Here is a 26,908-nt window from a genome sequence, read left to right on the forward strand (position 1 = left end):
GAGAGGGGCTGTGGATGCGTAGCGGGATGTTGAGTCTGGCGCGGTTGCGGGAACTGGTCGCGGTCGGGGAGATCGATACGGTGTTGGTCGCGATGACCGACATGCAGGGTCGTTTACAGGGAAAGCGTTGCGCGGCACAGTATTTCCTGGACGAGGTGGTGCACCACGCGACCGAGGCGTGCAATTATCTGCTCGCCGTCGACGTGGACATGGCGACGGTCGACGGATACGCGATCTCGTCGTGGGACACCGGCTATGGGGACTTTGTGCTGCGGCCGGACCTGACCACGATGCGCCTGCTGCCGTGGTGGCCGGGCACCGCGCTGGTGCTGTGCGATGTCGAGAAGGTATCGGCGGAGGGCGAGCCCGTCGGGGTGTCGCCGCGGCAGGTGCTGCGCGCGCAACTGGACCGGCTGGCCGAGCGGGGGCTGCGCGCGTTCGTCGGGACCGAACTCGAATTCCTGGTGTTCGACGACAGTTACGAGGCGGCGTGGTCGGCGGGCTATCGCGACCTGCGCCCGGCCAACCAGTACAACGTCGACTACTCGCTGCTCGGCACCGGACGCATCGAGCCGCTGCTGCGCCGCATCCGCACCGAAATGGACGGTGCGGGAATGTATGTCGAGTCCGCCAAGGGGGAGTGCAACCCCGGCCAGCACGAGATCACCTTCCGCTTCGACGAGGCGCTGACCACCTGCGACAACCACAGCATCTACAAGACCGGCGCGAAGGAAATCGCCGCCCAGGAGGGGCGCAGCCTCTCGTTCATGGCGAAATACAATGAGCGCGAAGGTAACTCGTGCCACATTCACCTCAGCCTGCGCGGTGAGTCCGGCGAGGCCGTGCTGGCCGGGGACGAGGCCAACGGATTCTCGCCGCTCATGCGGCATTTCGTCGCGGGCCAGCTGGACTGCCTGCGCGAGTTCACCTATCTGCTCGCGCCGAACATCAACTCCTACAAGCGATTCGTGCCGGGCAGCTTCGCGCCGACCGCCGTCGCCTGGGGCCGCGACAACCGGACCTGTGCGCTGCGCGTGGTCGGGCACGGACAGTCGCTGCGGCTGGAGAACCGGGTGCCCGGCGGCGACGTGAATCCCTATCTCGCCGTGGCCGCCGCCATCGCGGCCGGGCTGCACGGCATCGAGCATCGGCTGCCGCTGGAGCCGGAGTTCACCGGCAACGCCTATCGATCGGAGCGGCCGAGGGTGCCGCGCACGCTGCGCGAGGCCGCGCAGCTCTTCGGGGACAGCAAGGTGGCGCGGACCGCGTTCGGTGATGATGTAGTGGAGCACTACCGCAACGCGGCGAAGGTCGAGCTGGACGCCTTCGACGCCGCCGTCACCGACTGGGAGCGAATTCGTGGATTCGAACGACTCTGAGGCTTTACCCGCTGGAGTTGTGCATACCGGGCCGCGTCCCGTGATCGGCCTGCCGACCTATCTGGAGCCCGCGCGTTTCGGCTCGTGGAATGTCGACAGTGCCGTGCTGCCCGCCAGCTACGTCCAGATGGTGGTGGAGGCGGGCGGCATCCCGGTTTTGCTGCCGCCGATCGGAGTCGCCCGGCCGGAGCTGGTGGCGCGGCTCGACGGGTTGGTGCTGACCGGCGGGGCCGACGTGTCACCTTCGCGATACGGCGCGGCGGAGCACGCGCTCACCTACACCCGGCCCGATCGGGACGAGTCCGAGTTCGAGCTGTACGCGCTGGCGCGGGCGGCGGCGCTGCCGGTGCTCGCGGTGTGCCGCGGCCTGCAGGTCGTGAATGTCGCGTTGGGCGGCACGCTGAGTCAACATCTGCCCGACCTCGTCGGGCACGCCGACCATTCGGGCACCGTCGGCGGCTTCACCGTCACCGAGGTGGTGACCGTGGCCGGCAGCAAGGTCGCGGAGATCGCGGGGGCACAGGTGAAGGCCAACTGCCATCATCATCAGGCGATCGACGTGCTTGCCACGGAACTGGTGGCTACCGCGCACGCGGCGGACGGCACGATCGAGGCGGCGGAAACGCCGGACGGCCCGTTCCTCGTCGGCGTGCAATGGCACCCGGAGGTGGACGCGGTCGACCGCCGGTTGATCAGGGCGCTGGTCGTGGCGGCCGAAGACTATCGAAGGGAGCGGAATTCGTGACGACAGCGCAGGTGGTCAACCCGGCGACCGAGCAGGTGGTGGCGCGGGTCGACCTGGTCGGCGAAGCCGAGACCGACGCCGCGATCGAGCGGGCACAGCGGGCGGCGGCGGGGTGGCGCGAGGTGGCACCCGGCGACCGGGCCCGGCTGCTGCGCCGGTTCGCCGAAGCCGTCGACGCGGATCTGGAGCGGCTGGCCCAGCTGGAGGTCGCCAACTCCGGGCACACTATCGGCAATGCGCGCTGGGAGGCGGGCAATGTCCGTGACGTGCTGCACTATGCGGCCGGTATCCCAGAACGGTTGCTCGGCAACCAGATTCCGGTGGCGGGCGGTGTCGACATCACCTTCCACGAGCCGCTCGGCGTGGTCGGGGTGATCGTGCCGTGGAACTTTCCGATGCCGATCGCGGCGTGGGGGTTCGGGCCCGCGTTGGCGGCGGGGAACACGGTGGTGCTCAAGCCCGCCGAATTGACGCCGTTGACCGCGATCCGGCTCGGCGAGCTCGCGCTCGAAGCGGGCTTGCCGGAACACGTCTTTCAGGTCCTGCCAGGCAAGGGTTCCGTGGTCGGGCACCGGTTCGTGACCCATCCCGCCGTGCGCAAAGTGGTGTTCACCGGTTCCACCGAGGTGGGCACCCAGATCATGGCCGGTTGCGCGCAGCAGGTGAAGCGGGTGACGCTGGAGCTCGGCGGCAAGAGCGCCAACATCGTGTTCGCCGATGCCGATCTGGAGCGGGCGGCGGCCACCGCGCCGTACGGTGTGTTCGACAATGCCGGCCAGGATTGCTGTGCGCGTTCGCGAATCCTGGTGCAGCGCAGTGTCTTCGACAAGTTCTTGGAGCTACTGGAGCCTGCGGTTCGCGGGGTGAAGGTGGGTGATCCGACGCTGGAATCCACCGAGATGGGGCCGCTGATCTCCGCCGCGCATCGCGAGCGGGTCGCCGCGTACATCGAGCCGTCGACCAAGGTCGCGTTCACCGGCGAGCGGCCCGACGGCCCCGGATTCTGGTATCCGCCAACGGTTGTGCTGCCGGACGCGCCCACCGATCGGGTACTCACCGAGGAGGTGTTCGGCCCGGTGGTCGCGGTGCTCCCGTTCGAGGACGAGGCCGACGCCATCCAGATCGCCAACGACACCGAGTACGGGTTGTCCGGCTCGATCTGGACCAACGATGTCGGCCGGGCGCTCCGCGTTTCCCGCGCCGTCGAGGCCGGGAACCTCTCGGTGAATTCGCATTCCTCCGTGCGGTATTGGACGCCGTTCGGCGGCTTCAAGCAGTCCGGCCTCGGTCGTGAACTCGGCCCCGACGCAGCACTCGCGTTCACCGAAACCAAGAACGTCTTCATCGCCACGCGGTGAACGCTGAACACGCCACGGCCGACTCGGTCGGCCTATCGTCCCCCTAATCTGACAGGAGATGCCTTGCAGCGCTTACAGGATCGAGTCGCCGTCGTTACCGGCGGCGGGAGCGGCATCGGCCTCGCCACGGTCCGCCGCTTCGCCGCCGAGGGGGCGGAGGTCGTAGTCGCCGACATCGACGCCACCACCGGCGCGGCGGCGGCCGCCGAGGTCGGCGGTTTGTACGTCAAGGTTGATGTGACCGACGAGGCGCAGGTCGAGGGACTGTTCCAGACCGCGGTCGACAATTATGGCGGGCTCGATATCGCCTTCAACAACGCGGGAATCTCACCGCCGGAAGATGATTCGATCCTCACCACCGGCCTCGACGCGTGGCGGCGAGTCCAGGAGGTCAACCTGACCTCGGTGTACCTGTGCAGCAAATACGCGATCCAGCACATGCTGGAGCGTGGCAAGGGGTCGGTCATCAACACCGCCTCGTTCGTCGCGGTGATGGGCGCGGCCACCTCACAGATCTCCTACACCGCCTCTAAGGGCGGTGTCCTCGCGATGAGCCGGGAACTCGGAGTTCAGTTCGCCCGCAATGGCATCCGGGTGAACGCGCTCTGCCCCGGGCCGGTGAACACGCCGCTGCTGCAGGAACTGTTCGCCAAGGATCCGGAGCGGGCCGCCCGCCGCCTGGTGCATATCCCGACGGGACGCTTCGCCGAACCCGAGGAGATCGCCGCCGCTGTCGCGTTTCTCGCCAGCGATGACGCCTCGTTCATCACGGCATCGCAGTTCTTGGTGGACGGTGGCATCTCCGGCGCCTATGTGACGCCGTTGTAGAACATCGTTAAAAGTGAACTCCCGCAACACTTCCTGGGGAAGTGTTGCGGGAGTTCACTGCGGTCGGCCGCGTGCGCACAGTGTGTCGCGGCCAGATGCCGTGGATCTAAGGCGTCGCCGGGGGAGTTGCCGGTGAAGCCGCAGCAGGAGTCACTGGCCCAGTAGGTTGCTCAGTTCGCTCAGGCTGTGGGTGAGCCTATCCACCCTGTCCGCCAGCCCGGAGTCTGCTGGGCTACCCGCACCGCCCGATTTCAACGGGTCGCTTTGCGGGGCCGGGCTGCCTCCGGTGCCTGCGCCCGCTCCATCTCCTGTTCCCGCGCCTGCGCCGCCTTGCTGAGCCCCGCCACCCGCGCCCGCGCCGCCTTGCTGGGTCGCGCCGCCTGTGCCACCTTGCTGAGCTGCGCCGCCATCTGCGCCTGCGCCGCCTTGCTGGGTCGCGCCGCCTGTGCCACCTTGCTGAGCTGCGCCGCCATCTGCGCCTGCGCCGCCCTGCTGGGCCGCGCCGCCGCCTGCGCCTGCGCCGCCTTGCTGAGCTGCGCCACCGCCTGCGCCGCCTTGTTGAGCTGCGCCACCGCCCGGCCCGCCTTGTTGAGCTGCGCCGCCACCCGCGCCTGCGCCGCCTTGCGGGGTCGTGCCTGGCGACGATGGTGCCGGGGCACCCGCAGCGGGCGGCGGCTGGAACGCGTTGGCTTCGGCAACCCCGGCGAACAAGAGTGTCGCGGTCAGCCCTGCGGCGGCCGCGGTTCCTAGCAGGATTTTCATGTGTAGCCCCTTCTCGTCTCGAAGTGGTACATGAGTGCAGGTTTGTTCAAACGATCAACCGCTAGCGGTTCGGCACATTGCGTAAAAATGCCCGACTTACCGGGGCGACGCAGATCTTCGATAGACAGGCCATCAGGGGCGCCGCACGGTCCTCCGACGGGTTGGCCGAGAGGTGCCGCCGGGTGTCGTCGCCGAGCATCGGACTCGGCGACGACGCCGAACAGTTCGGGTCCGCGTCGACGCCGCAATATCGCCATTGAATAGCGGCCGCCACACTGGAGCTGAACTCCGGATTGCCGGTGGCATTTTCGCGCGAACCAACTTGCTGTTCAATCGTGGCATCGCGCGCTTGCGCGATGCCACGGCGGTGGCTGTCAGCCGGTCGGCAGTAGGCCCTTCGGTATCATGTTCGCGCCCGGCAGGCCGCCCAAATCCGGCAGGCTCGGTGCTCCGGGGATGCCGCCTTGCGCACCGCCCTGAGCGCCACCTTGTGCGCCACCGGCGCCCGCGCCACCTTGTGCACCGCCCTGAGCGCCACCTTGTGCGCCACCGGCACCGCCTTGTGCACCGCCCTGAGCGTTACCTTGTGCGCCACCGGTGCCGACGCCGCCTTGCGCGCCGCCCTGGGCGCCACCGGCGCCGCCCTGCACACCGCCCTGCACGCCGCCTTGAGTGGCGGGCGGTGCGGGCTGCGCGGGTGGCTGCTCCGCTGCCGCGACTCCGGCGAACAGTAGTGATGCGGTCAGCCCGGCGGCAGCCAGGTTCGCGATCTTCATGTGATTCATGTGTAGCCCCTTCTCTAGTCGAAGTGGTACATGCGTACATGCTGATCAAACGTTCAACACGTTAGTGGCTCACATCACAATGAGCAAAACTGGTCGGTACGCAATGGGCTTGACGTGGGGGAATTGGTCCGTTTCGGCCCGGCGTTTCGGTGCCGCGTTCGGCAGACCGCCGAAGAAAGCAGGCGGCGCGGCCCGACGGGGAGGATTTGGTCAGCTCAACGCGTCTGGGCGGAGCTGAAACCGGTGCGCGTCGTCGCCGAGCGGTCGCGCGGCGACGACGCCGAACAGTGCCAATTTCGCTTCGACGCTTACCCTTACCGGCGGGAGGGCCGGTTGCCGCCGAGGTGGCGGCGGCGCGGGTGATTGATGCCTGCGTCGGGCGGCTGATGGGCTGTTCAGGTGCAGAAGTGCACCGAGGGGAGGATCAGCGGGACTTGTGTGCGGTGTCGGAAGGCGGGGTGGTGTCGGAGCTCGTGCCGGGAGCGTTCTTACCGCCGTTGGTGCCGGTCCCGCCGGTGCTGGGGGTATTGGTCCCGCCTGTGCTGGGAGTATTGGTGCCACCGGTGCTCGGGGTGCCGGTCCCGCCGGTGCTGGGAGTATTGGTTCCACCGGTGCTAGGCGTGCCGGTCCCGCCAGTGCTCGGGGTGTCCATGCCCGTGCTGGGCGTATCAGCGCCCGTGCTCGGCGTGGTCTTGCACTTCTTCGGATCGCTCGAGGTGGTGTCGCCGTCGCCGGTCTGGCCGGTCGTCTTGCCGGTCGCGCTACCGGTATCGAGGCCGGTCGGCAGGGCTGGCGGCTTGCTGTCGCCGTTTCCGCCGTTCTGCGCACCGGAGGTGGTTTCTTCCTGCGTCGTGCCGGACTGGCCCTTCTTGCTGCCGTCCGTCCCACTCTCGCCGTCCGGGCACGCTGGGTCGTTGTCGGTCTGACTTGCCACCGTGAATCCGCCGACCGATTGATCGGTCTGGAATGTATTCGCCCCGGCGGCGCCGGTTAGCAATAGTGTCGCGGTCAGCCCTGCGGCGGCCGCGGCTCCGATCTTGCCAATCATATGTGTAGCCCCTTCTCGTTTCGAAGTGGTACATGCTGTGCAAACGTTCCACACGTTAGTGCCGATACTTCGAAATGAGCAGGACGCCGGTAGTCCAGGCAAGTCACTCGCGATCACGCCTCGTCAACCCACCGGAACGGAATTGGAATTAATCGAGTGCTGCATTTATCGAGCGCAACCCATTCCCGAATCAGGTGAAATTAAACCCAGGAATCGGAACCGGCCGATAGTGCACGGGACACGGCGGAGGCGCTCAGTCGTGTCCCGTACACGGCTCGGTCAAGGGGCTACGGCGGCCTTGCCGGGGAGCAGCGAGTCCAAGCTGAGGTCGTCGCCCGCGTCGGGGACTTCCGTGCCGCGCAGCGACGTTCCGGCGGTCTCTCGCAGGAAGCACCAGGCGACGAGGCCGATGAGGCTGGCGCCGACCATATAGGCGGCCGGGAACAGCGACCAGCCAGTCCATTCGATCGCGGCCTCGTTGACCAGCGGGGCCGTGCCGCCGAAGGCCGCGGTGGACACGTTGTAGGCGAGCGCGAAGCCCGCGTAGCGGACCTGCGTCGGGAAGATCGCGGGGAAGGTGGAGCTGATCGTCGACAACTGCGGGACGTACAGCAGACCGAGCACGATGAAGCCGGTGATCGCCCACCCGGTGCCCTGGCCCATCAGCCAATACATCGGGATGGCGAGCAGGCCCAAGCCGACCAGCGAGAACAGCCACATCGGCCGGCGGCCGACCCGGTCGGACAGTCGACCGAAGAACGGCAGCACCAGCATCATCACCGTCTGGCCGATCAGCATCATCGTGGTGGCGGTCGATTCGCCCATGCCGATGGTTTTCTGCAGGTAGGTGGGCTGATAGGTGAGCAGCGTGTAGTTCACGACGTTGAGGGCGACGACCAGGCCGGCCATCGTGAGCAGCTCGCGTCGGTACGTGGTGACCAGTTCGCGCAGGCCGCGGAGGCCGCCGGGCGGGTGCTTGGTGTCCTCCTCGGCGACCTCGCTGAACACCGGGCTCTCGTCGAGCTTCGAGCGCAGGTACCAGCCGACCAGGCCGAGAGGGACGGCGAGCAGGAACGGGATGCGCCAACCCCAGCTGTGCATCGCGTCGGAGCCGAAGGCGAGCTGGCAGACGAGCACCGTCGCGGATCCGCCGACAAAGCCTGCGAGCGTGCCGAATTCGAGGAAGCTGCCGAGGAAGCCGCGTCGCTTGTCGCTGGCGCATTCGGCCAGGTAGGTTGCGGCGCCGCCGTATTCACCCCCGGTCGAGAAGCCCTGCACGACGCGCAGCGAAATGAGCAGAATCGGCGCGAGCACGCCGACCTGGGCATGGGTCGGCAGGATGCCGATGGCGCCGGTGGCCGCGGCCATCAGCAGAATCGTGGTGGCCAGCACCGCCTTTCGGCCGATGCGGTCGCCGAGCGGGCCCCACACCATGCCGCCGAGCGGGCGCAGCAGGAACGAGACGGCGAAGCCGAGCATGGTGCCGAGTGTGCCGAGATTCCCAGGGAAGAAGGCGTCGGTCAGGTAGGTGGCCGTTGCGGCGTACACACCGTAGTCGAACCATTCGGTGGCATTGCCCATCGCGGAGGCGGCGACCGATCGCCGTAGTGGAAATTTCGCTGGGTCCCCGTCAGTCACGTGCGTGTCCTCTCCAGTCCGACGAGCGGACCTCGTTTCGGCCTGCCTCCGGGTCCTGACACCAGAGACTTGGCACGAATTAGACCGATACCCACGTTTCAATCGGCGCAAACAGTGACGTCCTGGTGCGTACGCACCGGACGGGCGTCACGACCTGCGATGAAGTGCGTGAATGTCAAAATGATAACGAATTGATAACGGTGCCGCAACCGGGCAGCGCTTGCTCGTCGCCGAGATCGCTCCGGCAGCGCGGCGAGCGCCGTTGGTCAGGCCGGCGGTCGTCGCCACGCTGTCCCGCCGAGCGCGGCGCCGAACAGCACAACGCAGGTCCATCCGAACCAGTTGCCGAATCGCGCGTACACGGTATTGCCCGAGGTCAACGGAATTTCCGCGAGTACGGCCCTGGTCACCGTGATATCGGTTGGCGCGGAAGCGAGTACGCGCCCGCGGGAATCGCTCGCCACGAGTTCGCCGAGTTGCGCCGCTCGTGCGACACCCATCCCGGATTCGACGCTACGCATGACCGCCATCCGGCTGTGCAGCCAGTGGTCGTTGGTGAAGTCCAGGGCGGGAACCAGCAGCAACGTCGCACCGCGGCGCCGATTCGCCAGGACGAGGTCCGGATGGTCCAGGTCGAAGCAGACCGCCAGGGCCCAGGGCTGGCCGGGAACGCTCTGCCACTGTGTGCCAGGCTGGTGCTCGTCCTCCAGTCCGGGAATCAGGTAGTGCTTCGCGTACTGCACGCCGGAGGGGTAGTCGATCGCGGCGTTGTAGCTGATGCCGCCGGTGGTGTGGATCAGTCCGGCGACCACGTCGATGTTGCGTCGAGTCGCTACCTCCGTCAGCGGCCCTGACAGCGCCGCAATGGTGGAATCGTCAGCGCGCCAGGACTTTTCCGGAAGCACGACTACTTGCGCGCCCTGGTCGGCCATTTTTTCGATCTCGCCGACGACCCGCGCCACCATGTCGCGGCCGTCGGCGGACTCGACCGGAACGTAGTCCGGCGGCTGTGTCACCGCCACCAGCCCGACCCGCACTGTCGCACTCTCCTGCGGCGTGGCCAACCGCCAGCCGCCGAAGGCGCCGAGCGCACTCAGCACCACCGCGGTCGCCCCGCCCACTCGAAGGCGTTGTGCCCGAGTAACTTCCGGCGCGCCAAGCACCGCTGCCGCCGACGGCACCAGCAGAATCAGAAAGGTCACACCCCATGAACCGGTGAGCGAGGTCGTCTGAATCACCGGCAGCACATCGGCCTGGGTGTAGGCGATGCTCCACCACGCGCCGAACGGGCCCGCCACCGCGAGCAGGAATTCCACCGTCACCCATCCGGCGGGCAGCGCGACCACCGCGAATCCGGGTCGACCGCGCACCAGCAGCGCCCGCGTCACCGTGACGATCCCGCCGAACAACAGGGCCGTTCCGCCGAGCAGCAGCACCGTCACCGGAACCGGTTGTTCGAGGGTTTCGGTGAAGTAGGGCCAGATCTGGAGCTCGCCGCCCAGCCACGACAGGGCGCCCGCCGCGAACGCCGTCGCCGCGGACACTCGCGGCGCCAACAGCAATACCGGCAGCGGCGCAAGGAAGGCCAAGCCGGGCAGCGGTCGCAGGCCGGTGCCGAAATGCCACAGCAGCGCGGAGATGACGGTCGCCGATGCGGCGAGCAGAAAGCGTTTCACCCCTTCGATATTCGGCGTCCGAGCCGTCCCGCACATCGCCGCGACGACTGAGCTCGACCTCGCTCGTGCGGCGGATCAACTCGGCGGCGCCGAGGCTCCCGGCTGTACCAGACCCGCCTCGTACGCGAACACCACCGCCTGTACCCGATCGCGCAGGCCGAGCTTCGCCAGCACCGAGCTGACATGGGTCTTCACCGTGTGCTCGCTGACCACCAGCGCTGCGGCGACTTCGGCGTTCGAGAGCCCACGTGCCAACTGACGCAACGTGTCTCGTTCTCGCTCGGTCAGCTCGTCGAGGCGGCGCGCGAGCTCGGGCCGCGGGTGCCCGCGCTCGGTGAGCTCGGCGATCAAGCGCCGGGTCACCGTCGGAGCGAGCAAGGCCTCGCCCTTGGCAACGACGCGAACCGCGTCGACCAGCTCCTCGCGGCGAACATCCTTGAGCAGGAACCCGCTTGCCCCGGCTCGCAGGGCATCGAAGACATACTCGTCCAAGTCGAACATGGTGAGCACCAACACTTTCGCTGAGGCCTCGGCACAGATGCGGTAGGTGGCGGCCACGCCGTCGAGGCGCGGCATTCTGACGTCCATGACCACCACATCGGGTGCCAGGGCACGAGCTTTGTCGATCGCTTCCAGCCCGTCGGCGGCCTCGCCGACCACGGTGATATCCGGTTGGGCATCCAGGATCAGGCCGAAGGCGGCGCGGAACAGATCCTGGTCGTCGACGACGAGTACGCGCACGGTCAACCCCGTTGTCCGAGTGGCAGTTCGGCGGCAACGTCGAAACCGTTGCCCGAGGGGCCATGCCGCAGCGTTCCGCCACTGCCGGTGACCCGTTCGCGCATCCCGAGCAGCCCGTACCCGCCGGGCTTCGTGCGCGCCGGGCCCACGCCGTCATCGGAAACCCGCACCGTCAGTAGCTGATCCGACCAGCCGAGCGAGACCCGCACGCCGGTGGCACGGGCATGTTTCCTGGTGTTGGTCAACGCTTCCTGCACCAAGCGATAGGCGGTGACGGCGACATCGTCGGACACCGCGCGCCGTGGTCCGTTCTCATCCAGCGACGCGGCGAGCCCACCCTGGCGCGACAGCTCGACCAGGTCGGCGATCGCCTCGATGCCGGGTTGGTGTCGCGGGTCGGCCGATTCGCCGCGCAACGTCTCGAGGCTGCGCCGAAGTTGCTGCACCGCAACGCGGCCCGTCTCCGCGATGCTCGCGAAGGTGTCGTCCGCCCGTGCGCGGTCGGTGCCGGTGAACAGCGGGCCGGTCTCGGCTTGGACGATCATCGCGCCCACCGAGTGCGTGACGATGTCGTGCATGTCCCTGGCGATCCGCAGGCGTTCCCGGTCCAGCGCCGCAACCCGTTCCTCGTCGAGCCTGCGGGCGCGTTCCTCGAGCATCTCGATCTGCGCCCGCCTGGCTCGGACACCGGTGCCGAGCGCCCAGGCGGTGAGGAAGGACATGGCCGCGTAGGCATAGGAATCCGGGCTTTCGTCGGGAATGACCAGGGACAGCAGGATGCCGGCAATGCCGGCCAGGAAGGCACCGCGCCGTCGCACGGGCGGGCTGTACGCGGCGATGGTGTACGCACAGACCACGGTGCCGTAGGGCAGCTCGGGCATGGCGTGCAGGCAGGCGAGCACGGTGATCGCCGGACCGACGACAAGGAAGATGGTGAGCGGCGCGCGCCGCCGCCACAACACCGGCCCGGAGGCCATCGCCGACAGCCCAGCACCCACCACGGCTGGCCCGCGAGCACGGCGGGCAGCACCGTGGCAATGGTGATCACCGAGGTCAACACGAGATCGACCACGCCGAGCGGGAATCGCTCGCACCGTTCGGTGACCCGCCGCGTCACGTCGTCGACGGCACCCGCGGCGCGGGTGACCGCATTGAAAGGCCTCACAAGCATCAGTGTGGACTGTCCGCGCGCCCCATGGCCTCACTCTCCGGGCTGATACCCCTCTCACCCCTGCGGATGAGGTTGTGGCAGCACGGCTTCGGGGCGGCCCTCAGCCCCGCTGCTCGGCCAAAAACTCTTCCCACGTCCGCTGCCCGAGTTCGGTGCCATCGAAGGTCAGGTTCGTGCCCGCCCGATACACCTTGCCCGCCTTGCCCGGCATCCGCACCGGCAGCAGCGGCCGCCGCTTTCCGCTGGCCCGCAGGTAGCCGCGCACCAGCTCCGCCAGCCCGTACACCGTCGGTCCGGCCAGATCCGGCACCTGCCCGGCCGGTTCGTCCAGCGTCAACTCGACGAGCCGAGCCGCGACGTCACGCGAATCGACCGGCTGCAGCCGCACCCCGCCCGGAATCGGCACCACCGGCAGCTTTGCCAGCGAGCGCACCGCCTTGAACACGAGATCATGGAACTGCGCGGCTCGCAGCGTCGTGAACGGCACGCCCGACTCGGCGACGATCCGCTCCGCGTCGGCCTTGGCTTTGAAGTATCCGAGCGGAATCGTGTCCGCCGCGATGACCGAGATGTACACGAGGTGCCGCGCCCCCGCCCGGGCCGCCGCGTCCACCAGATGCCCGGTGGCCACCTCATCGCCCTTCGGGCCGCCCGCGAGATGCAGCACGACGTCGGCCCCGGTGACCGCCGCCGCCACCCCGTCGCCCGTCAGCAGGTCGCCGGTCACATACTCGATGCCGGCCGCAGGCTCATGCGCATTACGGCTCAACAGCCGTACCTTCGCGCCCGCGTCCAGCAGCAACGGAACCACATGCTGTCCCAGCGTGCCGGTGCCTCCGGTAACCAGAATCGTCCCAGTCATGATCGTTCCCTCTCGTCCGGACCGAGAGTCCGCCTCCCGGCCGCCTCGGCAGCTCTTCACCGATATGACGAGACCGGGTGCGAGAGTGTGACACGCGGACCTGCGATCAGGGCTTCCAGTGCTGGAAGATCTGCATCACTTCGGGAGGCATGGGTGGCGACGCGCGCCGCGTGGGGTGGGGATCAGCTGCTCGCGGGCCAGGTTTCCTCGATGATCAGCCGGTCCGTGCGCACCGCCGCCGCGTGATGTTCGGCGACCAGGTCGGGCGGGTAGGTGGGCCAGAGGGTGATGGCGCCGCTGGCCTTGTCGATGGTGCTCACCGTGCCGCCGATGGGCAGCGGGCTTGGCGGAGTGCGGGTTTCGGTCGGCGGGGGTGGGGCGAAGATGGCGACGACCACGAAGCAGCTGTCGAATTCGGTGATCCGGTTGGTGATCCCGCGTCCGGCGTCGTCGTCGAAGGACAGGTAGCGCTCGGTGAGGCGTTCCGCTTCGGCGAGCGTCACCGGAGTGGTGCACTCGGTCGGGTAGGCATGGATGTCCATGGTGTCGACGGCGGCCACCGGTGGTGGCGCCAACTCCTTTCCGCAATCCTGGTGCCCCACTGTGCCGTACACGCGCGGAGGTTGCTCGCGTTGTCCGGGATTTGCTGTCGGACGGTGGAGTTTGCCGGTCAGTCGAAGTGCACGGTGGCGAGCATACGACGAGCAAGGACTTCGGGGTCGGTGTCGGCGGCCAGGCTCGAATTATCCAGTGCCCCTTCGCGCCACAGCGCGGCGAAACCGTGCACCAGCGACCAGGCGGCCAACTGTGTGGCCTGCTGCTGTTCGACGTTGCCGGGGTGGATGCCGGACACGCCGGAGCGCAGCGCGCCCGCGGACCGGCGCCGGGCCTCGTCCAGGCGCGGATCGTCGGCACGTAACAGGCTGTGCCGGAACATCACGTCGAAATGCCCGGGGTGTTCCCGCGCGAACCGGATGTAGGCGACGGCGACGTCGCGGAAGCCGGCACCGGCCCGCGTCAGTTCCGCGGTGAGCAACTCGAAGCCCTCGATGGCCAGCGCGGTCAGCACGCCGGCCCGGTCGCCGAAGTGGTGTGCGGGTGCCGCGTGCGAGACGCCCGCGCGGCGGGCCAGCTCGCGCAGCGAGATCGCGTCGATGCCGTCGCTCGCGATCTGGTCGGCCGCCGCGGCCAGGATGGTCGCCCGCAGATCCCCGTGGTGATAACCGCTTTTCGCCATGGATCGATAGTGCCCGAGAATCTAGTCATTGACAAGTTTGCGGGCCGGCTCTAATCTTTCCAGTGTCAAGATTGATCGTCGGAAAACGTAGGAGACCCTGATGGCCCCGCTGGTTGTACTCGCCGTCGTCACCGCATTGGCCCGGCTCATCGGCTGGCTGGCCGGACCCGAGTGGCTGAACTCCTGGCCGCACGCCGTCACGCTCGGCCTGGCCGTCATGTTCGTCCTCACCGCCAGCGCCCACTTCCTGTCGCCGCGCCGGGAGGCATTGGTGGCGATGGTGCCGCCGAAACTGCCGAACCCGGCCGCGCTGGTCACCCTCACCGGCGTCTTCGAGCTGGCGGGCGCGGGCGGCCTGCTCATCCCGGCCACCGCGAAGCTCGCCGCGGCTTTGCTGATCGTGCTGCTGCTCTTGTTGTTCCCGGCCAACATTCGCGCGGCAAAGGCGGAGCTCGGCATCAAGACCATGCCGCTGCCGCTGCGCACCGTAGTTCAGGTCGTCTTCATCGCGGCGTTGGGTCTCGTCCTCTTCGGCTGAGTAGCCGAGTACGAGAAAGCCCGTCCCGGCAACGAGAACCGTTGCCAGGGCAGGCTTTTGCCGGTGGTGGGCCGCCGTCGACGGCGTTAGCGGCCTACAGCACGGCTTGGGTCTGGGTCACCTTCGCGACGAGCTTGCCTGCGTCGTCCCGGATTTCGGTCTCCACCACGATGAACGTGCGCCCCGCGTGCAGCGGCGTCGACGAGGCCGTGGCATAGCCGGAGCGGACCGCCCTGACGAAGTTGGTCTTCGATTCGACCGTGGTGGTACCCGCCTTACCCTCCGGCAGATTCAGGTAGGCGCACACCGCGCCGGTCGCGTCCGCCAGCGACATCAGCACGCCGCCGTGCAGCGCGCCGCCGAGGGTGCAGAGCGATTCGTCCCAGGCGATGCGGCTGCGCACCAGCCCGGAGCCGTGCTCGAGCACCTCGATGCCGAGCCGCTCTGTGAACGGCATGGTCTGGTGGAACAGCTTGGTACCCGGCTCATCGATCATGATCGCGATCCTGCCCGATGTGTCGCGGCTGGTCGATTACCCGCGAGGTAACGCTTACCGATCGGGCCAGCTGCGACGCTGTGCGGCATGGGTGGCCACCGCGACGATCACCAGCGCCGCAATGCCGCCGCCGAGCAGCATCACGGTGGCGGGCGAGCCCCGGTCCACCACTAGACCGCCGACCAGCGCGCCGAGCGAGAATGTCGCCTGGAACGCGGCGGTGAACAGCACCGAGGCCGCCTCGGGCGCGTTCGGCGCCGCCTTGGCGAACCAGCCCTGGCTGGACACCGGCACCGCCCCGTATCCGATGCCCCAGACGAACAGCAACACCAGTGCGCCCGCCTCCCACCGGCCGAAGACGGGCAGCAACAGCATCGCGCTCGCCATCAAGGCCGCAGCGCCCGCGAAGGCGGTGTGCGGTCGCCGCACGATCGTGGCACCGCCCAGGAAATTGCCGAGAATGCCTGCGACACCATAGATCAGGAGCAGCAGCGTGATCATGCCCGGCCCGATGTGGGTGACCTGTTCGAGGAACGGTGTCACATAAGTGTAGGCACCGAACTGCGCGAGTACGACGAGAAACGTTGCCAGCAAGGCGAATCGGACATTGATCCCGCGAAGCAGTCCGCGCAGCACCGCCACTCGGGTGACGGTATGAGCGGGCAGCGGCGGCAGGAACGCCGCCAGCATGCCGAGCACCACCGCCGAGAGCGCGCCGACCACCACGAATACCATTCGCCAGCCCGCGATTTCGCCGAGCAGGGTGCCAGCGGGCACGCCGAGCACGGAGCCGAGCGGCACCGAGGAGAAGATCACCGCATTGGCCCGGCTCGCCGAAGTCGCGGGCACCAGGCGTTCGGCCAATCCAGCCGCGATGGACCAGAACCCGCCGATGGTGATGCCGATCAGGACCCTGGACGCCAGCACGACCCAGTATGCAGGCGCGACCGCCATCAGCGCGTTGGCAGCTACGAGCAGAAACATGAACAGGCACAGCATGATTCGGCGATCGATCCGACCGGTGGCGACGGTCGCCACCGGCGCGGTGACGGCGGCGATCAGTCCCGGCATGGTCATCATCAGCCCGGCCATGCCGTCGGAGATGGTGAAGTCGGCGCCGATCGAGGTGAGCAGGCCGATCGGCAGGATTTCGGTGGTGACGATCGAGAAGATGGCGATCGTCACCGAGACGACGGCGAGCCAGCCGGTCAGTGCGCTGCGGGCGGGTGCCGGGGCGGGGGCGATGAGAACTGTGGACACCTGGCCAAGTTCAGCAGCGACCCGGTCGCGGCTCTGGCGGGTTTACGCCATTGCCGTATCGGGGCGAAAACCCGCTCAGCCGCGCCCGGCACGCATCGGCGCGAGGAACTCGGCGTTCGTCTCGGACTTGCGCAGGCCTTCCAGCAGCAGGTCGAGGGCCTGCTGGTTGTCCAGGGTGGCGAGGGTCTTGCGCAGGGTATGGGTGGCGGCGAGCTCGTCGGGTGTGAGCAGCAGCTCGTCCTTGCGAGTGCTGGACCGGCCGATATCGACGGCGGGGAAGACCCGGCGATTCGCGGCGCAGCGGTCCAGCTTGAGCTCGGCGTTGCCGGTGCCCTTGTACTCCTCGAAGATCACCGTGTCGGCCAGCGAGCCGGTCTCCACCAGCGTGGTGGCGATGATGGTGAGCGAGCCGCCGTTCTCGATATTGCGGGCGGCGCCGAGAAAGCGCTTGGGCGGGGCGAGGGCGGAGGCCTCGACGCCGCCGGACAGCACGCGGCCGGAGCCCGGACTGGCCAGGTTGTAGGCGCGAGCGAGGCGGGTCAGCGAGTCGAGCAGGACCACCACGTCGCGGCCCATTTCGACGAGGCGTTTGGCGTGTTCGATGGCCAGTTCGGCGACCGCGATGTGTTCGCGGGCGGGCTGGTCGAAGGTGGCCGCGGCGACGTCGGCGGGCACCGCCCTGGTGAGGTCGGTGACCTCCTCTGGACGCTCGCCGACCAGCACCAGCATGAGCTCGCATTCTGGGTGGTTCTTCGCGATGCCGTGCGAGATAGCCTGCAGCACAGAGGTTTTACCGGCCTTCGGGGGCGCGACGATGAGGGCGCGCTGGCCCTTGCCGATCGGCATGACGAGGTCGGTCACGCGGGTGGTCATGGCGTGCTGTTCGGTCTCCAGGCGGAGGCGTTCGTTGGGGTAGATCGGGACCAGGTCGGCGAAGGTGGGCCGGTGCCGGATCTTGTCCGGCTGCTGTCCGTTGACGGTGCCGACGGTGAGCAGCGGCGCGGGTTTTCCGTTGGTGCCTGCGGATTGTGTTGTGCCGGTGAGGAAGTCGCCGCGACGCAGGCGGTGTTCGCGGATCAGTCGTTGCGGCACGGCGAGGTCGCGCGGTCCGGGCAGGTAGCCGTCGAGGCGCAGGGTGCCGCGATTGTCGTGCAGGTCGAGGATGCCGGTGACGGTGCGGGTGGAGTGCTGTTCGGCCGCTGGGTCACCGGTGAATGTTTCGTTGATTGTGTTGGTGTTCATGGGATTTCCTTCTGGGAAGTGAGTGTGGGTACGGCGAACGGCCGTGAATGCGACGGCATGGTGCACGTCGCGGGCAGGGATCCTCGGAGGTATTCCGGAACGGCTCTGTTGACCGGGTCGGAAAAGGGGGGATCTCGAAATTCTTGTGGGAGAACTACCTACATCCACAAGGAGAAGACGTCGCCGAGAGTACAGCTTCGATCATCGGCGCGCAATGCCCTCGATCAACTCAACGACCTTCATCGCAGAAGTATTCCCGTGCGCGGTGGGGCGGCAAACAGGGGTCGGGCAACGACGACGAGGCCCGGCAGGCGACGAAGCGTCACCTGCCGGGCCTCGGCGGTATGTGGTGCTGTTTACCCGTAGACGGAGCTGAAGAACTGGACCGCGCTGGCGATGCCGACCGGAACGCCGAGCAGGATCATGCCCGCCGCCGCGCCGAGGGCGATGCCGACGCCCGCGCCCGCGATGCACAGGCCGATCGGACCGGCGAAGAACGTCGGAACGACCAGCGGTGCGCCGATGATGGCACCCGCGACACAGCCGAGTGCGCCACCGACAATGGTGCCGACCAGCGTGCCGATGGCGGTCGCCAGGCCGAACTGGGTGGCGGCCGTGCTCAGCGCGGTATTGAAGTCGACACCGGCGACGTCTTTCGCGTCCACCGGCTTCAGCATCGCGGCGGGGTGCGCGTCCGCCACGTCGGTGCTCGGGGTGAAAGTGGCGGTGTTGCCGTCGATCTGGGCCGCAATGGGCCATTCCATGCCGTCTTTGAGATAGGTCAGCGGCATACCAGCAACCAGATGTCCTTGATTATCCAGAACCTGGAATTGCGTGCCCTGTGTCGTCAACGACCCGGCCTCGGTCTTCAGCACAACCGATTTGTCGACCACGTTCGCCGTGTAGTGGATACCGGGCAGAATGTCGGTCTGCACGGTCGACCCCGGGGCGGGAGCCGGCGCGGCGGGCTCTGCGTAGGCGGTGCCGCTAGTGATCCCGACAGCCGCGATGACCAGTGTGGACGCGGCAGCGAACTTCTTGACCCTCATACTTTGTGAACACTTTCCTCAGCAGGAGCACCGTCGGCACTTCGGGGAGCACGAGTCGGCGCGGCCCATCAATACGAACCTCTGCAAAGGGTCGTCGCAATTTATTTCGAGGATGTAACAGGGGCTGTTAGGGAAACGTCAAATACAAGTGGAATGCGTTAAAGAAACATAAATTCAGACATTTGGTTAACTCTTGGCATCCGATAATGTGGCGCGCGACACGTTATTTCGTCCAACGCGCGGATTCAGCTGATGCGGGAAACCACCGCGCCCGGCAGGCGTGGCAGCAACACGTCGAGCGCGCGCCACGGCCACGCCGGGACGCAGGCCCGCCGCTGCTCCTTCTCGATCGCGCCGACCATCGCGGCGACGCCCTTGTCCAGCGGCGCCACCAAGCGCGTATCGCCCGACTTGGCGGCCATGTCGGTGGCGATGAACCCGGGCAGCAGCGTGGTGACCGCGATCGGCGATTTCGCCAATTCGGTGCTGAGCGCCTGCCCGAGCGCGGCCAGACCCGCCTTGCTCGCCGAGTATGCGGCCTTCTTGCCCGGCAGCCCGCGCACCGCGCTCATCGAGGACACCAGCACCAGATGCCCGGCGTGTTGCGCGCGGAAGATCTCCAGCGCCGCCTCGGCCTGCGCGAGGGCGCTGACGAAATTCGTTGTCGCCGTGGCGATATTGGCGCCGGCCCGGCCGCTGCCGATAACCGCGCCCTTGCCGAGACCTGCGTTGACGATGACCCGGTCCAGGCCGCCGAGCTCATCGCGCAGCTCGCCGAAGACCCGGGGTACCGCCGCGTGCTCGTCGACGTCGAGCGCGCGGACCGCGACGGTGATGCCGGGATGGGCCGCGACGAGTTCATCGCGCAGCGCCTCGAGCGCGGTCAGTCGCCGCGCGCACAGCGCGAGGTCGCGGCCCTTGCTCGCGAAGTCGCGTGCCATCGCGGCACCCAGACCCGCGCTCGCGCCGGTGATCAGAATCTTGGTCCTCGTCATGGGCCTGACCCTAGCGAGGCATCGGCGTCAGCCGCCGAACGATCCCGTGCGCGGCGGCGGAGGCAGCAGCCGCCACGGCCCGCAGTTGGTGGTCTTGAAGCCGACATCGGTCGGCTTGATCTCCACGCGGACCGGGCTGAGGCGGGTGAAGTTGTTGCCGATGATGTAGTTCATATCGGTGTTGTCGCCCGCCACCTTCCACAGCCTGCGCCAATCGCAGCCGGCGGCCGGGTCGGGTGTGCCCGGCGCCTCCCAGACGCCGGGGAAGATGTCGACGCCCACCAGGTAGACGCCGTCCGACGGCATGGCGTTCGCGGGTTCGGCCGCCGCCGTTCCGGCTCCGAGCAGGGTTACCGCGGACGTCATGGCGCCGGCGATGAGGAGCGTGCTTGCGCGCATGGCGATGTTCTCCCTTGAATCGTGCTGCAACCGCCGCGCAGCGGCTGACCTGGGAGATCCCCAAATCTCCGGGGCCAAGATTTACCAGACGTCTTGGCGGAATGTGCTGCATTCCACATTTCTTGTGCGGATGCATTATCAAATCGCGCACGATGTTGTCATCGGCCTGGCGCGCCGCGATATCCGAGGTATGACATGTGCTCGGCTCGAGTCCGTCCGGATGGTGCGGCGGTCGACGTCGTGCGGCGCGCACTGCGCGGGACTGTGCACCGACGCCGGGCTAGCTGCGGTGCTGGCGACCGACCGGGCGTTGCTGCATTGGCGGGCGCTGCGTGCGCTGGGCGATAGCGGACTGGCCGAGCAGGCGGTGCAGGAGTCATTGCTCAGGGCGTGGCGCTCGTGCGCGTTCTTCGACAGCGCCAAGGGCAGCGTGCGGACCTGGCTGCTGGCGATCCTGCGCAACGTCATCATCGACACGGTGCGCGCGCGAGCCGCCCGGCCGGGGGACACCGGCTGGGACGAGGTCGGCGAGCTCAGCGACGTCCGCTACGCGCATCCCGATTTCTCGGACCGCCTGGTGGACGGGCTGCTGGTCGCGGAGCTGCTGGCCCGACTGCCCGGCCCGCAGCGCGAGGCCGTGGTCGAGGTGATCCTGCGAGATCGCGCCTATCAGGAGGTGGCCGACGACATCGGGGTTCCGGTCGGCACGGTGAAGACGCGGGTGCACTATGCCCTGCGGTCGCTGCGCGGCCTGCCACGCGGCGCCTGATTGCCCGCGAACACGCCGCCGCAGCGGTAACGGTTGGATAACTGGGGTTGCTATGCTGGTGCTCGCGTTGCGAGAGTGAACCACTGGGTTTGGTGTTACTAATGGGAAGGGAGGGGTGCCCTGTCCCGGGGCACCGACCGAACATGAAGCAGCCAAGCATCATCAGGGCCGGAATCTGTTCCGCCGTCACGGCCGCGGTCACGGTGACGCTGTCCGGTTTCGTCCCGGTCACCGCAACGGCAGATCCGGCACCGCCGGACCTGACCACCAAGCTCGCGGGCAAGACCGTGTTCCTCGATCCCGGCCATCAGGGTTCCGGGCACGCCGAGAACGTCGCCAAGCAGGTCAGCGACGGTCGCGGCGGCACGAAGGACTGCCAGACCACCGGCATGGTCACCGTGAACGGCGTGCCCGAGCACACCATCAATTGGAATGTTGCGCAGTTGGTGAAGACCGCGCTGGAGCAGTTCGGCGCGCAGGTGAAGTTGAGTCGCCAGGACGACCAGGGCTGGGGCGGTTGCATCGATGACCGCGCCAGGGCTGCCAACGAGTCCGGTGCTGCCGTCGCGGTGAGCATTCACGCCGACAGTGCGCCCGCCGACCAGCGTGGCTTTCACCTGATCGTGCCCGAGCTGCCGATCCCCGACGCGACGATCAACGCGATCCAGTCCAATGCGGGTCTGGCCGCGTCGACCGCGATGCGCGACGCCTACCTGGGGGCCGGGTTCGTTCCGGCGAAGTACGCGAGCGCGGACGGTCTGATGCCGCGCAAGGACATCGCCGGGCCCGCGCTCACCGCCGTGCCTGACGTGTTCGTCGAGATGGGTAACGGTGCCAACGCCGAGGATGCCGCGGTATTGGAGAGTAAAGAAGGTCAGCTGAAGCATGCCGTCACCATCACCACCGGGCTGGTGGGTTATCTGCTCGGGCCGCAATCGGTGACACCGAATGTGACGGGCGAGCGGCCCGCCGCGGCGCCCATGCCGCAGCAGCATCCGGCGGCGGCCGACCCGGCGGCGGCCGGGCCGCAGGCGCCGGCAGCGCCGCAGGTCCAGCCGAATTCGGCGCCGTTGCAGCAGCATCCGGCCTCGACTGAAGCGCCGGCGGGTGCGGCGGCACCGCAGGCGCTGACCGAGCCGCAGGTGCAGGCGCCGCTGAATTCGCCGCTGCAGCCGTATCCGGCGTCGACTGAACCGCCGGCGGGCGCGGCGCCGCAAGCCGCGCCACAGCTCCAGTCGAAAATGCCGCAGTTCCAGCCTTATCCGGCGTCGACCGAGCCGCCTGCGGGCGCGATGGCACCCCAGGCCCAGGCGGCACCCCAGGCCCAGGCGCCGCAGGTTCAGGGCGCGCCCCAGGTCCAGGCGGCACCGCAAGGCCAGTCGTCACCCTTCACGCCTCCGGCACAAACCGGCCCCGACACCTCGGCCTGGCCGGGCACTACCCAGCAGTCGCAGACAGCGCCGGGCACCAAGCCGACCGTGCCGGGCGAGTCCAGTGACATGTCGTCCGTCCGCGAGATCATGGACATGGTCCTGACCCTGCTGATGCCGCTGGCCAAGTCCCTCGGCGTGGACAACAACCTGGTCACCGCGGAGATGATCAACCTCGCCTACGCGTTGGCGGCCAAGTTCATCGCCCCCGCCAAATAGCACCATCGCACGGCCGGACGTCACCCTCGCCGAGGGTGACGTCCGGCTTTCGGGGGCCCTTGCGCCGCCCAGTATGGTGGTCGGCGTGGCTGACCGGATTCCTGTGGTGATCGTCGCGGGGTTTCTCGGTTCCGGGAAAACTACGCTGCTCAACCACCTGTTGCGCAACAGCCGAGGCACTCGAATCGGCGTGGTCGTCAACGACTTCGGCGCGATCAATATCGACTCGATGTTGGTCGCCGGACAGGTCGACGCGATGGTCTCGCTCGGCAACGGCTGCGTCTGCTGCGCCGTCGACGTCAGTGAATTGGATGAGCTGTTCACCCGGCTCGCGCAACCGCGCGCCAAGATCGACGTGATCGTGGTGGAGGCGAGCGGCCTCGCCGAGCCGCGCAACCTCATCCGGATGGTGGTGGGCAGCGACAATCCGCGCATCCGCTACGGCGGCCTGGTCGAGGTGGTCGATGCCGAGCAGTTCGGGGCGAGCAGCGCGCGCCACCCCGAGCTGACCACGCATCTGCGGCTGGCGGATCTGGTGGTGGTCAACAAGGCCGACCGAGTGCCCGCCGCGCAGCTGAGCGCGTTGCGACAGGACATCGCGGAGCTGATCGGGCAGGTGCCGGTGTACGCGACCACGCACGGGCGGCTCGATCCCGGCCTGCTGTTCGACGAACCGTTGCGCGAAACCCCTAGGCTCGCCGAGCAATTGAGCTTCGACGAGCTGCTCGACACGCACGATCACGACCACACCGAGCACCGTCATCTGCACGACGACTACCTCAGCGTCTCCTTCACCAGCGAGCAGCCGCTGGATCCGCGCGGCTTGGTCGGCTTCCTGGAGGACCCGCCGCCCGGCCTGTTCCGCGCCAAGGGTTTCGCGGCCTTCGCCGTCGCGGACGAGCGCCGCAAGTTCGTGCTGCACGTGGTCGGCCGCCACCTCGTCTTCGAGCCGGCGAACTGGGCACGCGGCGAATCCCGCACCACCCAGCTGGTGCTGATCGGCGCGGGCCTGGACGCCGAGATGGCAACGAAACGGCTGCAGGACACCGTGCACCTCGACGAGGCCCCGCTCGACCCGCAATCCATGCTCGGCGTGTGGCGCTACACGCCGCACTGAACCCACCCACCCCGTCGGCTGCGCCTCCTGCCGTCCCCTAAGTTCACCCACCCCGTCGGCTGCGCCTCCTGCCGTCCCGAGCTCACCCACCCCGTCGGCTGCGCCTCCTGCCGTCCCGAGCTCACCCACCCCGTCGGCTCCGCCTCCTGCCGTCCCCTGAGTTTGGCGCGTTCGGCCCGAATCTGGCGCGTTCGGTGCTAGCGGCGGGGTCGGGAGGACATGAGACTGTCCTGGTGCCCGCCGCGTCGGCACGTGCGCAATGGTGCGAGCATGCCGCGCGTGGTGTCGGGTCGGCGCACCGATTCATATCCGAAACGATTCGTTCTGCGACCGATGGGAGTTTTCCGTGTCAGATTCGCTGGAGAGCGCCACCGCGTACGTGATCGAAGCGCTGGAGGCCAAGGGCACCGCCACGCGCTACGACTTCGACGTTCCCGGCATTGTGGCCGAGTCACATGCCATTGCCAACGGCTGGAATTTCCGCACGATCGAGGACACCACGTTCTGGGGCGTCGTGGCGCGTTTCCTCAGATCGTGACGCCTCAGTCGAAGCGGGCCGCCTGCTGTCCGCGGGGCGCGGCCGTCCAGCGCCGGGCCGCGCGGCGCATCGAGCCCGCGTCGGAGTAGCCGAGCAGTTCGGCCTGTCGCGATCGGCTCAGCGGACCGCCGGAGGTGGCCTTGCTGAGCCGGGCCGTGCGGGCCCGATCCAGTTCCCGCCGCCACGTGGTGCCCGCCTCCATCAAACGGCGCTGCAGCGTGCGCGGACTGGTGGCCAGCCTGCGTGCCACCCGATCGAGCGAGGTATCGCCGGTTTCCAGCGCGTCGGCCAACGCGGCCGCGACCCGCTCCGGCCAGGCGGTGGCCAGCGGTGGCGGTGGCGGCAATGCCTCGGCCAGCGGCTGCAGTATCGCGGCGAGGACCGGATCGCTGGTGGTCAGCGGCAGATCCATGTCGCTGGCGCGAAACACCATGGCGTCCACCGGTGCGTCGAATTCGATCGCGGCGGTGCCGAAAACCTCGATGAAAGTCGCCACCTTGGCCGGCGCCGATTGACGCAGTGAAATCCGCAGCGGAACAACCGGCTCGCGGACCACCCGCCTCGCCCGGCTGAGCACGGCCGCCAGCCCCCACAGTTGGGTGAGGTCACGACCGCGGCCTTCGCCCCTGATCATGTCGAGGTAGAGCGTCACTTCGCCGTCGCGCTCAGTGACCAGGTCGAAGCGGTGATTGGTGGTGACGGCGGTGACGTACGGCCCGCAGGTCGCCAGGCCCGCGCCGAGGGTAGGCGCGGTGGAGAACAGGTAGTCGTACAGGCCGAGAGTGGGCAGTTGGTAGCGCCGCGCCACGTTCAGCGCGACGTCCGGATCGCCGAGCCCGTGTTCGCCGATCTCCCACAGCCGGGAGAAGGTGTGGCTCGGCAGGTGCACGTCGTCACCGGCCATGGTCCACTCGGGCAGCCCGGTCTCGCGGATCAGCCGATCGCGATCGAGACCGGCCGCACTGAGCTGAGAGATGACGAATCGGTGCAGCAAAACCTGATCGGTACCCATCGCGTCCTCCCGCGCCTCCGCCGAACTGCGTGTGCGGAAACGCTATCTCCGGCGTGTTGATTCGTCATGGGGTTCTTGTCACAGATCGGTTAACCGCAGGCGTTCACCCATTCGGATAACCCGTCGGCGAACAGCTGTCTTTTCCAGATCGGCACCTCGTGCTTGATCCGGTCCACCAGGGCCGCGCAGGCGGTGAACGCCTCGGCGCGGTGGGCGGCGGCGACCGCGACGACGATCGCGTCGTCACCGACGGTCAACGCGCCGATTCGATGCACGGCCGCGACCGGCAGGCCCGCTGATTCGGCCAGCTCGGCACAGACCTTGCGCAGGAAGCGCTCGGCCTCAGGGTGCGCCGAGTACTCCAGCGCGGAAACGGCCTGTCCGCCGTCGTGGTCGCGGACCTTGCCGGTGAAGACCACGACCGCGCCGTAGTGCGGTCCGGTCACGGCGGCCTCGACCGCGGCGGCATCGAGCGGCTGGTCGCTGATCCGGGCCAGCCGGGCGGTGGGTTCAGTGGTTGTCATGGCTTCCGCCTCCGGCTACTTGCGCGAGCAGATGTTCCAGCAGCGGTTCGAGTACCGCCATGCCGTCCTTGACGCCGCCCGGGGAGCCCGGCAGGTTCACGACCACCGACCGTCCGGCCAGCCCGGCCACGCCGCGGCTCAGGGCCGCCAGGGGGAACTTCGCGGTGCCGCGCTGGCGGATCGCCTCGGCGACGCCGGGCAGTTCCCTGGTCAGCACGGCGAGGGTGGCCTCAGGGGTGGCGTCGGTGGGGGAGGCGCCGGTGCCGCCGGTGCTGATCACCAGCGCTGGTTCGAAGCGCAGCGCGTCGGCCAGGCCGACGGTGATGTCGGCGTCCGCGTAGACCAGTGGTCCGCGTACCGAAAAGCCCAGACCGGCAAGCCATTCCGTGAGGACGGGACCGGTGGTGTCGACCCGGGTGCCCGCCGCCGCCCCGGTCGAGGCGACCAGGACAACCGCGGAGCGTCCTTCCGAAATGGGCGCCGGTGCCGCGTTATTCGCGTCACTCGCCACTGATTCGTTTACCTCGGAGACTGCGTCGGGCCCACTCGGTGCGTATTCCGTTGCGGCGCCGGCATGGTGACCGTCAGTGTGTCCGCCGGACTCGGGCCGCACCCAATGCCCGTGCTTGCCACCCTCTTTGGTGAGCAGCCGCACCCCGTTGAGCGTCGCCGCCGGATCGACCGCCTTCACCATGTCGTGCAGCGTCAACCCGGCGACCGCGACCGCGGTCAGCGCTTCCATCTCGACGCCGGTGGGCCCCTTGGTCTTCGCGGTGGCCTCGATGGTGATGGTGGACTCGGTGAAGCCGAATTCGACCTTCACCGAAGACAGCGCGAGCTGATGGCACAGCGGGATCAGCTCCGAGGTCTTCTTCGCCCCGGCGATGCCCGCGATCCGTGCGGTGGACAGCACGTCGGCCTTGGGCATGTCGTCGGCCCGCACCAGCGCGATCACCTCGGCGGTGGTCAGCAGCTCTCCGCCGGCCACCGCGATGCGGGTGGTGTCGGACTTGGCGCTGACATCGACCATGCGGGCCCGGCCCTCGCCGTCCACATGGGACAACTCACTCATCGAAAACTCCTGGTACAA

General features: G+C 68.1%; 28 protein-coding genes. 9 read left to right on the forward strand and 19 right to left on the reverse strand.

The window, feature by feature from the left end; translation table 11 throughout:
- Positions 1-14 precede the first annotated feature (14 nt).
- Genes ACIBCN_RS14200 through ACIBCN_RS14215 form a run of 4 tightly spaced genes read left to right on the forward strand, consistent with a single transcriptional unit; the run spans position 15 to position 4,310 of the window.
- On the forward strand, positions 15-1,379 hold the full coding sequence (locus ACIBCN_RS14200; RefSeq protein ID WP_396991961.1) for a glutamine synthetase family protein: 1,365 nt from the start codon (positions 15-17) through the stop codon (positions 1,377-1,379).
- Positions 1,360-2,124: a gamma-glutamyl-gamma-aminobutyrate hydrolase family protein gene (locus ACIBCN_RS14205; protein WP_396991962.1), complete on the forward strand. Its 765-nt coding sequence runs from the start codon at positions 1,360-1,362 to the stop codon at positions 2,122-2,124. Before ACIBCN_RS14200 ends, ACIBCN_RS14205 begins: the two co-directional genes overlap by 20 nt.
- Positions 2,121-3,482 (forward strand): aldehyde dehydrogenase family protein, encoded by a 1,362-nt coding sequence (locus ACIBCN_RS14210; RefSeq protein ID WP_396991963.1) that lies wholly within the window; start codon positions 2,121-2,123, stop codon positions 3,480-3,482. Before ACIBCN_RS14205 ends, ACIBCN_RS14210 begins: the two co-directional genes overlap by 4 nt.
- Positions 3,483-3,530: 48 nt before the next feature.
- On the forward strand, positions 3,531-4,310 hold the full coding sequence (locus ACIBCN_RS14215) for a 3-oxoacyl-ACP reductase (RefSeq protein WP_396992560.1): 780 nt from the start codon (positions 3,531-3,533) through the stop codon (positions 4,308-4,310).
- 251 nt (positions 4,311-4,561) lie between these two features.
- Here the strand turns inward: ACIBCN_RS14215 and ACIBCN_RS14220 are convergent, their stop codons facing one another.
- The 10 genes from ACIBCN_RS14220 to ACIBCN_RS14265 form a co-directional block, all read right to left on the reverse strand.
- Positions 4,562-5,008, reverse strand: a complete 447-nt coding sequence (locus ACIBCN_RS14220) for a hypothetical protein (protein WP_396991964.1) — start codon at positions 5,006-5,008, stop codon at positions 4,562-4,564.
- 438 nt (positions 5,009-5,446) lie between these two features.
- The gene (locus ACIBCN_RS14225) at positions 5,447-5,857 is read right to left on the reverse strand and encodes a hypothetical protein (RefSeq protein WP_396991965.1); all 411 of its coding nucleotides are present in this window, start codon (positions 5,855-5,857) and stop codon (positions 5,447-5,449) included.
- Between the two features lie 424 nt (positions 5,858-6,281).
- On the reverse strand, positions 6,282-6,905 hold the full coding sequence (locus ACIBCN_RS14230) for a hypothetical protein (protein WP_396991966.1): 624 nt from the start codon (positions 6,903-6,905) through the stop codon (positions 6,282-6,284).
- A gap of 279 nt (positions 6,906-7,184) precedes the next feature.
- Positions 7,185-8,543: an MFS transporter gene (locus tag ACIBCN_RS14235; RefSeq protein WP_396991967.1), complete on the reverse strand. Its 1,359-nt coding sequence runs from the start codon at positions 8,541-8,543 to the stop codon at positions 7,185-7,187.
- A 266-nt stretch (positions 8,544-8,809) separates the two neighbouring features.
- The gene (locus tag ACIBCN_RS14240) at positions 8,810-10,219 is read right to left on the reverse strand and encodes a nitrilase-related carbon-nitrogen hydrolase (RefSeq protein ID WP_396991968.1); all 1,410 of its coding nucleotides are present in this window, start codon (positions 10,217-10,219) and stop codon (positions 8,810-8,812) included.
- Positions 10,220-10,294: 75 nt separating this feature from the next.
- A complete protein-coding gene (locus ACIBCN_RS14245; protein ID WP_396991969.1) occupies positions 10,295-10,966 on the reverse strand; it encodes a response regulator in 672 nt (223 codons plus the stop codon).
- Positions 10,963-11,937, reverse strand: a complete 975-nt coding sequence (locus ACIBCN_RS14250) for a sensor histidine kinase (protein WP_396991970.1) — start codon at positions 11,935-11,937, stop codon at positions 10,963-10,965. The genes ACIBCN_RS14245 and ACIBCN_RS14250 overlap by 4 nt, the downstream gene beginning before the upstream one ends.
- A gap of 294 nt (positions 11,938-12,231) precedes the next feature.
- Positions 12,232-12,993: an SDR family oxidoreductase gene (locus ACIBCN_RS14255; RefSeq protein ID WP_396991971.1), complete on the reverse strand. Its 762-nt coding sequence runs from the start codon at positions 12,991-12,993 to the stop codon at positions 12,232-12,234.
- 182 nt (positions 12,994-13,175) lie between these two features.
- Positions 13,176-13,607: a hypothetical protein gene (locus tag ACIBCN_RS14260; protein WP_396991972.1), complete on the reverse strand. Its 432-nt coding sequence runs from the start codon at positions 13,605-13,607 to the stop codon at positions 13,176-13,178.
- A 56-nt stretch (positions 13,608-13,663) separates the two neighbouring features.
- Positions 13,664-14,230, reverse strand: coding sequence for a TetR/AcrR family transcriptional regulator (locus ACIBCN_RS14265; RefSeq protein WP_396991973.1), 567 nt, complete (start codon positions 14,228-14,230; stop codon positions 13,664-13,666).
- A gap of 100 nt (positions 14,231-14,330) precedes the next feature.
- Here ACIBCN_RS14265 and ACIBCN_RS14270 point away from each other — a divergent pair, with 100 nt between their 5' ends.
- Positions 14,331-14,768 (forward strand): hypothetical protein, encoded by a 438-nt coding sequence (locus ACIBCN_RS14270; protein ID WP_396991974.1) that lies wholly within the window; start codon positions 14,331-14,333, stop codon positions 14,766-14,768.
- Between the two features lie 94 nt (positions 14,769-14,862).
- Here the strand turns inward: ACIBCN_RS14270 and ACIBCN_RS14275 are convergent, their stop codons facing one another.
- The 6 genes from ACIBCN_RS14275 to ACIBCN_RS14300 all read right to left on the reverse strand — a co-directional run bounded on the left by ACIBCN_RS14275 (position 14,863) and on the right by ACIBCN_RS14300 (position 20,209).
- Positions 14,863-15,264 carry a PaaI family thioesterase gene (locus tag ACIBCN_RS14275; RefSeq protein WP_396991975.1) on the reverse strand — a complete coding sequence of 134 codons (402 nt, stop codon included), beginning with the start codon at positions 15,262-15,264 and terminating at the stop codon, positions 14,863-14,865.
- A 54-nt stretch (positions 15,265-15,318) separates the two neighbouring features.
- On the reverse strand, positions 15,319-16,524 hold the full coding sequence (locus tag ACIBCN_RS14280; RefSeq protein ID WP_396991976.1) for an MFS transporter: 1,206 nt from the start codon (positions 16,522-16,524) through the stop codon (positions 15,319-15,321).
- Positions 16,525-16,599: 75 nt separating this feature from the next.
- Positions 16,600-17,766, reverse strand: a complete 1,167-nt coding sequence (locus ACIBCN_RS14285) for a transcription termination factor Rho, short form (protein ID WP_396991977.1) — start codon at positions 17,764-17,766, stop codon at positions 16,600-16,602.
- Between the two features lie 356 nt (positions 17,767-18,122).
- Positions 18,123-18,815, reverse strand: a complete 693-nt coding sequence (locus ACIBCN_RS14290) for a hypothetical protein (protein WP_396991978.1) — start codon at positions 18,813-18,815, stop codon at positions 18,123-18,125.
- Between the two features lie 245 nt (positions 18,816-19,060).
- Positions 19,061-19,810 carry an SDR family oxidoreductase gene (locus ACIBCN_RS14295; RefSeq protein WP_396991979.1) on the reverse strand — a complete coding sequence of 250 codons (750 nt, stop codon included), beginning with the start codon at positions 19,808-19,810 and terminating at the stop codon, positions 19,061-19,063.
- 27 nt (positions 19,811-19,837) lie between these two features.
- Positions 19,838-20,209, reverse strand: coding sequence for a hypothetical protein (locus ACIBCN_RS14300; RefSeq protein ID WP_396991980.1), 372 nt, complete (start codon positions 20,207-20,209; stop codon positions 19,838-19,840).
- Between the two features lie 130 nt (positions 20,210-20,339).
- On the opposite strand from ACIBCN_RS14300, the gene ACIBCN_RS14305 reads away from it, so the two are divergent.
- From ACIBCN_RS14305 to ACIBCN_RS14320, 4 genes are all read left to right on the forward strand, one after another.
- Positions 20,340-20,978: a sigma-70 family RNA polymerase sigma factor gene (locus ACIBCN_RS14305; RefSeq protein WP_396991981.1), complete on the forward strand. Its 639-nt coding sequence runs from the start codon at positions 20,340-20,342 to the stop codon at positions 20,976-20,978.
- Positions 20,979-21,121: 143 nt separating this feature from the next.
- Complete coding sequence (locus ACIBCN_RS14310) at positions 21,122-22,627, forward strand: N-acetylmuramoyl-L-alanine amidase (RefSeq protein ID WP_396991982.1); 1,506 nt, start codon at positions 21,122-21,124, stop codon at positions 22,625-22,627.
- A 73-nt stretch (positions 22,628-22,700) separates the two neighbouring features.
- Positions 22,701-23,744: a CobW family GTP-binding protein gene (locus ACIBCN_RS14315; RefSeq protein WP_396991983.1), complete on the forward strand. Its 1,044-nt coding sequence runs from the start codon at positions 22,701-22,703 to the stop codon at positions 23,742-23,744.
- Between the two features lie 346 nt (positions 23,745-24,090).
- Positions 24,091-24,282, forward strand: a complete 192-nt coding sequence (locus tag ACIBCN_RS14320; protein WP_396991984.1) for a hypothetical protein — start codon at positions 24,091-24,093, stop codon at positions 24,280-24,282.
- Positions 24,283-24,286: 4 nt separating this feature from the next.
- Here the strand turns inward: ACIBCN_RS14320 and ACIBCN_RS14325 are convergent, their stop codons facing one another.
- The 3 genes from ACIBCN_RS14325 to moaCB form a co-directional block, all read right to left on the reverse strand.
- Positions 24,287-25,294, reverse strand: a complete 1,008-nt coding sequence (locus ACIBCN_RS14325; protein ID WP_396991985.1) for an AraC family transcriptional regulator ligand-binding domain-containing protein — start codon at positions 25,292-25,294, stop codon at positions 24,287-24,289.
- A gap of 89 nt (positions 25,295-25,383) precedes the next feature.
- Complete coding sequence (locus tag ACIBCN_RS14330) at positions 25,384-25,818, reverse strand: molybdenum cofactor biosynthesis protein MoaE (RefSeq protein ID WP_396991986.1); 435 nt, start codon at positions 25,816-25,818, stop codon at positions 25,384-25,386.
- Complete coding sequence (gene moaCB, locus ACIBCN_RS14335; protein ID WP_396991987.1) at positions 25,805-26,890, reverse strand: bifunctional molybdenum cofactor biosynthesis protein MoaC/MoaB; 1,086 nt, start codon at positions 26,888-26,890, stop codon at positions 25,805-25,807. The genes ACIBCN_RS14330 and moaCB overlap by 14 nt, the downstream gene beginning before the upstream one ends.
- Positions 26,891-26,908 lie beyond the last annotated feature (18 nt).

Origin of the sequence: Nocardia sp. NPDC051052 (assembly GCF_044456045.1) — a bacterium.
GTDB lineage: Bacteria > Actinomycetota > Actinomycetes > Mycobacteriales > Mycobacteriaceae > Nocardia.

Excerpts from the sequence above, each read along its gene's own strand:
- ACIBCN_RS14265 (WP_396991973.1), bottom strand. The coding sequence starts at position 14,230 with ATGGCGAAAAGCGGTTATCACCACGGGGATCTGCGGGCGACCATCCTG.
- ACIBCN_RS14270 (WP_396991974.1), top strand. The coding sequence starts at position 14,331 with ATGGCCCCGCTGGTTGTACTCGCCGTCGTCACCGCATTGGCCCGGCTC.
- ACIBCN_RS14295 (WP_396991979.1), bottom strand. The coding sequence starts at position 19,810 with ATGACGAGGACCAAGATTCTGATCACCGGCGCGAGCGCGGGTCTGGGT.
- ACIBCN_RS14330 (WP_396991986.1), bottom strand. The coding sequence starts at position 25,818 with ATGACAACCACTGAACCCACCGCCCGGCTGGCCCGGATCAGCGACCAG.
- ACIBCN_RS14285 (WP_396991977.1), bottom strand. The coding sequence starts at position 17,766 with ATGAACACCAACACAATCAACGAAACATTCACCGGTGACCCAGCGGCC.
- ACIBCN_RS14230 (WP_396991966.1), bottom strand. The coding sequence starts at position 6,905 with ATGATTGGCAAGATCGGAGCCGCGGCCGCCGCAGGGCTGACCGCGACA.
- ACIBCN_RS14275 (WP_396991975.1), bottom strand. The coding sequence starts at position 15,264 with ATGATCGATGAGCCGGGTACCAAGCTGTTCCACCAGACCATGCCGTTC.
- ACIBCN_RS14290 (WP_396991978.1), bottom strand. The coding sequence starts at position 18,815 with ATGAGGGTCAAGAAGTTCGCTGCCGCGTCCACACTGGTCATCGCGGCT.
- ACIBCN_RS14300 (WP_396991980.1), bottom strand. The coding sequence starts at position 20,209 with ATGCGCGCAAGCACGCTCCTCATCGCCGGCGCCATGACGTCCGCGGTA.
- ACIBCN_RS14310 (WP_396991982.1), top strand. The coding sequence starts at position 21,122 with ATGAAGCAGCCAAGCATCATCAGGGCCGGAATCTGTTCCGCCGTCACG.
- ACIBCN_RS14225 (WP_396991965.1), bottom strand. The coding sequence starts at position 5,857 with ATGAATCACATGAAGATCGCGAACCTGGCTGCCGCCGGGCTGACCGCA.
- ACIBCN_RS14255 (WP_396991971.1), bottom strand. The coding sequence starts at position 12,993 with ATGACTGGGACGATTCTGGTTACCGGAGGCACCGGCACGCTGGGACAG.
- ACIBCN_RS14315 (WP_396991983.1), top strand. The coding sequence starts at position 22,701 with ATGGTGGTCGGCGTGGCTGACCGGATTCCTGTGGTGATCGTCGCGGGG.
- ACIBCN_RS14325 (WP_396991985.1), bottom strand. The coding sequence starts at position 25,294 with ATGGGTACCGATCAGGTTTTGCTGCACCGATTCGTCATCTCTCAGCTC.
- ACIBCN_RS14250 (WP_396991970.1), bottom strand. The coding sequence starts at position 11,937 with ATGGCCTCCGGGCCGGTGTTGTGGCGGCGGCGCGCGCCGCTCACCATC.
- moaCB (WP_396991987.1), bottom strand. The coding sequence starts at position 26,890 with ATGAGTGAGTTGTCCCATGTGGACGGCGAGGGCCGGGCCCGCATGGTC.
- ACIBCN_RS14200 (WP_396991961.1), top strand. The coding sequence starts at position 15 with ATGCGTAGCGGGATGTTGAGTCTGGCGCGGTTGCGGGAACTGGTCGCG.
- ACIBCN_RS14305 (WP_396991981.1), top strand. The coding sequence starts at position 20,340 with ATGCATTATCAAATCGCGCACGATGTTGTCATCGGCCTGGCGCGCCGC.